The following is a 6,728-nucleotide window of genomic DNA, read 5'->3' as shown; positions in this document are numbered from 1 at the left end:
TGCTGCATGATACCTATGTGATCGTAGCACCGAGCCGACTGACCCGGCCAAACCTTTTTCCGGACCATTCGGCCGCACTGAAAGAAGAAAGTACCTGTCCTTTCTGTGCCGGTCATGAGTCGATGACTCCACCCGAAATATTTTCTCTGAAAGATGCCAAAGGAAAATGGAAAACAAGGGTCATTCCCAATCTCTATAAAGCTGTAGCCATAGAAGCGACTGATGAAAAAAAAGAAGAAGGCATCTATGAAAAAATAGACGGTTTTGGTGCCCATGAAATTATTGTGGACACACCAGAACATATGACTGAGTTCGATGTGCTAAGCGTGGAACAGATGACCGACTGGCTGCAAACGATCAAAGAACGGATCAATGATCTCAGAAAAGATGACCGGCTACATTACTTCACTCTCTTTAAAAATCAGGGGGGAAATGCAGGTTTGACGCTTCCTCATATCCATACACAGCTTATTGCCCTGCCTGTTGTACCCCGTGAAGAACTTCGTGTTCTGACGCACCTATATACATACTACAGACAACATGGGCGCAGTGTTTTCAAAGACATCATAGACTATGAACGAGAGCAGAAAAGCAGGGTTGTGAATGAGAGCGAACATTTCCTTGCTTACACACCGTACGGCAGCCAGTTTGCGTTTGAAGTCATCATTATGCCTAAGACAGACATAGCCGATATCGGCGCATGTCATGAAAGTCTGCTGGCAGAAGCAGCTTCTTTGCTGAAAAAAGTTCTTTCAGGTTTAAAAAGGGAGCTCAAAGCATTTGACTATAATATTTATATACAAAACCCTCCTTTTCATAAAGCCCATGAAACAGAAGCGTTTTTTGATGATATACAACATTTCTACCGGTTTTATATTCGGATAATCCCGCGGCTCTATCGGACAGGTGGCTTTGAATTGCAGAGCAATATGACGATTAACCCTTTGTCTCCTGAAAAAGCAGCAGGATTGTTGCGATGAAGGTGTTGTGATGAAAGTACTTTTTGCTAGTAGTGAAATGTATCCGTACTCCAAAAGCGGTGGACTAGGTGATGTGGCACATTCTCTGCCGCTTGCACTTAGGGAAGTGTGTGAAATCATTCCTATTACACCGCTTTACCGGTTCATTGACAGAAAAAAATTCGGTCTGCATTCTTTGGGTAGCGTATATACTCTGAAAATGGGCTCAAAGACTTACTGCTATGAACTTTTTCAGGTAAAAGAAAGTGATACACTGTTCGTCTATAACGATATTTTGTGTGAAACAGAAGCACTTTACGGATATGACAATGACGGTCTACGTTTTGGTCTCTTTTCCCGTATGGTTGCAGAAATTGCCAAAAAAATGCAGGTCGATATTGTACATCTCAATGATTGGCATACTGCACTGACTGCACTTTTTTTGAAGTCAGAGTCCATTAAAACTGTATTGACCATACACAATCTTGCTTATCAGGGGGTGTTTAACAGAAAAGTGCTGAAGAAACTGGCTATCGATAAAAAATATTTCACTATGGAAAATCTGGAGTTTTATGGGAAAGCCAATTTCCTGAAAGCAGGTATCGCCTACAGTGAAAAGATCACCACTGTCAGTCCCAGCTATGCGAAAGAGATACTCACGGTTCGGTTCGGATGCGGCCTGGACGGTTTTCTGACGAAACACCGCAGGAAACTGACAGGCATACTGAACGGCATAGATACAGTATGCTTTGACCCGGAACATGACAGGGCGCTTTATGCCAATTTCAGTGCAGATCATGTCGGGAAAAAAGCTGCCAATAAAAAGGCATACTATAAGAATCTGGGTGTAAAATCGAGTAAGAAACCTCTGTTTATTTTTATAGGCAGGCTGGTGGAGCAGAAAGGAATATCGGTCATTGCTGCATCGCTCAAGGATCTCTCTGCAGAGCCTCTGGAGTTCGTGATGCTCGGAGAAGGGGAAGCAAAGACAGAAAAGAAGCTCTCGGAACTGTCTGACAAATATGGAAATATCCACTACCTGAAAGGGTACGATGAAGCGCTTTCCCGTCAGCTGTATGCTGCGGCCGACTTCCTGCTGATGCCTTCACTGTTTGAACCGTGCGGACTCAACCAGATGATCGCGGCACGGTACGGGGCTGTACCCATTGTTCATGCTACCGGGGGGTTGAAAGACAGTGTCTTTGAAGAGAAGAAAAAATGTATACGGGGCATTGTCTTTGAGTCTTATTCAAAAAAAAGCTGTCTTCATGCAGTCAGAAGGGCCCTGGCACTGTATGGGAATAAAAAAGCCTGTTTGAAGATGGCCGAATTTGATATGCAATGCGATGTGTCTTTCAGGAAAAGTGCGAAAGCCTATATGAAACTGTACAAAGAGATGACGGCATGAGCAAACTTTACATCGATATAGGCGGGACCTACCTGAGAAGCGAACTCTTAAATAACGGAAAAATATTCAAAGAAAAAGTGTCCAGCCATACAATCTCTTTGAACGATTATCTGGAAGACAAACTCAAAACCTGCCCGGATATCAGGAAGATCGGTATATCGTTTGCAGGGCAGACAAACCATGGAAAGATTCTTTCTTCCCCGAATATCAGTGTAAGTGAATATAATATTAAAAAATATATTGAAAAGAAATACCATGTGTCTTTGAAAATAGACAATGATATCAACTGTGCTTTGCTGGCAGAAAAAGAGTACAGCAAAGCAGAGAACATGGCACTTCTGTACATAGGAACCGGTATGGGGGCTGCTGTGCTGGAGCAGGGAAAAATCGTAAGGGGTGAAAGCAATCTGGCATATGAGCTCGGACATGTGCCTTTTAAAAAGGCACCGTTTAGATGCGGCTGCGGCAAAGACAACTGTCTGGAACTTTTCAGCAGCGGTAGCGGGTTGAAGAAATGGTGTGCCTACTACGGGCTGCCTGCCATGAGCGTGGAAGCGCTGAAACATTCAAAAGACAAACGGGCAAAGAAGATATATAAAAATTTTACAAAAGGGCTGCTGAGAGCCGCTGCGACACTTGTCACACTGGCAAACCCGAAAGTACTGGTACTCGGCGGCGGTGTCATCCTGTCCAATCCGTACCTGAAGGAAGAGGTGGAGAAAAAGATCGGGAAATATGCCCTTTTCTCCAGCCTGGAAGAGCTGGACCTGGTCCTCAGTCAGTTTAAAAATGCATCAATGGAAGGAGCAAAAAGATTATGAAACGAAAGATCAAAACACTGTTTGTGGCGAGCGAAGTCGTCCCTTATGCCAAAACGGGGGGCCTGGCCGATGTCAGCGGTGCCCTGCCGAAAGCTTTGGCAAAACTCGGCGCGGATATCAAAGTGGTGATGCCGCGATATTACAGCATAGACAAAAACACGCTGGAACACATTCCCATGGCACTTGGTGTCGATATGGGTGCGATGGGGGAACTGTGGGCCGGTGTGTACAGGACCCATCTGCCTGACAGTGATGTGGAAATTTATTTTATCGACCATGAGGCATTTTACGGACGCAGCGGCCTGTACCATGAAAGCAGTGCGTATGAGGACAATGACAAAAGGTTTGTTTTTTTGTCCAAAGCCGCACTGCAGCTGAGCCGGGCACTCAATTTCAAACCGGATATCGTACATGCCAATGACTGGCACACGGCAGCACTGCCGATATTGCTGAAAACTGCATTGAGAGAAGATGATTTCTTTCAAGAGACTTCCAGTGTACTGACCCTGCACAATTTGCAGCATCAGGGTGTTTTCGGTAAAGCACTGATGGATATACTCGGAATTGACTGGAAATACTTTACGCCCATGGAACTCGAAGCGATGGACAATGTCAACCTGCTAAAAGGCGGTATTGCTTTCTGTGATGCGCTGACGACAGTCAGTAAAAAATATGCCAAAGAGATACAGACACCGGAATTCGGTTTTGGCCTGGACGGGCATTTGCGTGCCCATGCCCATAAACTCTACGGCATACTCAACGGGATCGACTATACAGAATGGAATCCTGCAGTAGACCGCTATATTGCAGCCAACTATGATGTCGATACACTTTTGAAAAAGAAAGCGTGCAAACGGGACCTTCAGGAAAGGTTTGGCCTGCCGTTGAGGGAGGATGTTCCTCTTATCGGCTTTGTAGGAAGGTTTGTGACACAGAAGGGTATAGAACTGATCGCTGCGGTCATGGAAGGACTGCTTGAAATGGACATACAGGTCGTTATGCTGGGGAACGGAGAGTTCTGGGCTGAAAACTTTTTCAGTCATGTGGCAGAGAAACATCCGCAGAAGTTCGGATGCTACATCGGGTACAGCAACGCACTTGCCCACCAGATCGAAGCGGGCAGCGACCTCTTTTTGATGCCTTCACTGTTCGAACCCTGCGGCTTGAACCAGATCTATTCTCTTCGGTACGGTACCCTCCCTATTGTCAGGGCTACCGGCGGTCTTGACGATACGATCGTCAATTACAACCATGAGACAGGAGAGGGCAACGGTTTCAGGTTTGACTATGCTGCGCCCGATGCACTGTACCATACGGTAAAATGGGCGGTAGAAACGTACTATCGTGAAAAAGATGATTTCCTTCGTATGCAAAAAAGAGCAATGCGGGCACATTTCGGCTGGCTGGATTCGGGAAATGAGTATCTCGATATCTATAAAGCGCTCTATTACCACAAAAAAATTCAAAGGTATCAATAATGTCTTATACAATGCACTATGATGTGTCACGGTTCGAAGCACTGGATATTTATCTGTTCAAAGAGGGAACCCATACGAAGCTTTATGAAAAATTCGGTTCCCACTTTATGGAAAGGGAAGGCAGGAACGGAGTCTATTTTTCCGTCTGGGCACCCAATGCGGAACGGGTCAGTGTCGTAGCCGACTTTAATGCCTATGATGACTGGGCACATCCGCTGAAACAAAGAGAGGACGGATCGGGAATATGGGAAGGTTTTATTGAAAATGTCGGGGAATATGTGACATACAAATACTATATTGTGTCAAAGTACGATGCCATAGTGACCCAAAAAACGGACCCGTATGCCAAATACTGCGAAAAACCGTCGAAGTCGGCTTCCGTCACTTACAACTTGGAAGGATACAGCTGGAAGGATGCCCAATGGATGGGTGCAAGAGCCGAAGTCAACGGACATGACAAACCTATGAGCATTTATGAAGTGCATCTGGGGTCATGGAGACGAAAAGTAGAAGAAGACAACCGCTACCTCAGCTACAGGGAACTGGCGGATGAACTGGTTGCGTATGTCAAAGAGATGCAGTACACCCATGTGGAACTGATGCCGATCACGGAATATCCGTTCAAGGGTTCCTGGGGTTATCAGGTCACAGGCTATTTTGCTCCGACGGCACGATTTGGCAGCCCTAAGGAATTTATGGAACTGGTAGATACCCTGCACCGGAACGGTATAGGTGTGATACTGGACTGGGTGCCCTCTCACTTTGTAACAGACGGCCACGGCCTTGCAACCTTTGACGGTACCTGTCTCTACGAGCATCAGGATGCACGACTGGGATATCAGCCGCAGTGGGGAAGTGCTGTTTTCAACTACGGCAGGAATGAAGTCAGGGCTTTTCTGATAAGCAGTGCTTCGTTCTGGTTCGAAAAATACCATATCGACGGCATCAGGGTCGATGCTGTCGCTTCCATGCTCTATCTTGACTATGGACGGGAGGAGGGGGAGTGGCTCCCCAACAAATACGGGGGTAGGGAGAACCTTGAAGCGATCGAATTTTTAAAACAGCTGAACCTCTCGGTCTACAAGAAGTTTGAAGATATCGTAATGATCGCAGAAGAGTCCACTGCCTACCCCAAGGTCAGTGAACCGGTCTATCTCGGCGGGCTGGGGTTCGGTTTCAAATGGAATATGGGATGGATGCATGATACGCTGAAGTATTTTGCTCTCAATCCGGTCTATCGGCAGTATCATCAGGATGATCTGACCTTCAGCATCTGGTATGCTTTTGACGAAAATTTTGTGCTTCCGCTGAGTCATGATGAAGTCGTACATATGAAAGGTTCGCTCATTAACAAAATGGCAGGGGATGAAAACCAGAAATTTGCGAATCTCCGGGCGCTCTATGCCTACATGATGGCACATCCGGGTAAAAAACTGCTTTTCATGGGCGGAGAATTTGCCCAATACAGGGAATGGAACTATGAAAGCTCGCTTGACTGGCACTTGCTTGAAAGCCCGAGACACAGAGGCCTTCATGAGATGCTCAAAGAGTTGAACAGGCTTTATAAACGCGAAAAGGCCCTCTATCAGTATGACAGCGAACATGCTGGGTTTGAATGGGTGGAACGCTCTGATAACGAGCACAATACTATTTCCTTTTTCAGAAAAAGCGACAACAGCGATGAAACGATCATTGCCGTATGCAATTTTGCAGACAGAAAAAGGGAGCATTACAGGGTTGCCGTACCCAAGGAAGGCAAGTACAAGATGATCTTCAATTCGCAGAACAGCAGGTACGAAGGCTGGAGTCACGACAACGAAGGTATTTACGAAAGTGAAAAAGTACTGGCCTGGGACAGGGAAGACTCCATACAGTTTACCATGCCGGCGCTCGGCGTAGTATACTTCAAGTTGATTGTGCTATGATGTTTTTTTAAGGATTAGGCTGTGAACCTGTTAAAGAAAATATTCTTTTTTTATTATGATGGTTTTAAAAATATGAAGATGGGTAAAAAACTGTGGCTTCTCATTGCGATTAAACTTTTTATACTCTTAGTCGTAGT

The 6,728-nt window shown here is 45.7% G+C and carries 6 protein-coding genes; all 6 read left to right on the top strand.

The annotated features are described in order from the left end of the window. On the top strand, window positions 1-980 hold a 980-nt coding region (galT, locus tag F8L24_RS06735), incomplete at its 5' end, for a galactose-1-phosphate uridylyltransferase (RefSeq protein WP_294953536.1). A 10-nt stretch (window positions 981-990) separates the two neighbouring features. Continuing rightward, window positions 991-2,367 carry a glycogen synthase gene (locus F8L24_RS06730; RefSeq protein ID WP_294953533.1) on the top strand — a complete coding sequence of 459 codons (1,377 nt, stop codon included), beginning with the start codon at window positions 991-993 and terminating at the stop codon, window positions 2,365-2,367. Beyond that, window positions 2,364-3,188 (top strand): ROK family protein, encoded by an 825-nt coding sequence (locus F8L24_RS06725; RefSeq protein ID WP_294953530.1) that lies wholly within the window; start codon window positions 2,364-2,366, stop codon window positions 3,186-3,188. The genes F8L24_RS06730 and F8L24_RS06725 overlap by 4 nt, the downstream gene beginning before the upstream one ends. Next, a complete protein-coding gene (glgA, locus tag F8L24_RS06720; RefSeq protein WP_294953527.1) occupies window positions 3,185-4,666 on the top strand; it encodes a glycogen synthase GlgA in 1,482 nt (493 codons plus the stop codon). The genes F8L24_RS06725 and glgA overlap by 4 nt, the downstream gene beginning before the upstream one ends. Continuing rightward, window positions 4,666-6,591 (top strand): 1,4-alpha-glucan branching protein GlgB, encoded by a 1,926-nt coding sequence (gene glgB / locus F8L24_RS06715; protein ID WP_294953524.1) that lies wholly within the window; start codon window positions 4,666-4,668, stop codon window positions 6,589-6,591. Before glgA ends, glgB begins: the two co-directional genes overlap by 1 nt. Before the next feature lie 21 nt (window positions 6,592-6,612). Next, on the top strand, window positions 6,613-6,728 hold a 116-nt coding region (locus F8L24_RS06710), incomplete at its 3' end, for a DUF4492 domain-containing protein (protein WP_294953539.1).

Origin of the sequence: Sulfurovum sp. (assembly GCF_015493435.1) — a bacterium.
Lineage (GTDB): Bacteria > Campylobacterota > Campylobacteria > Campylobacterales > Sulfurovaceae > Sulfurovum.
The sequence above is the reverse complement of the archived record's forward strand: the minus strand, read 5'-3'. Positions and strand labels throughout refer to the sequence as shown.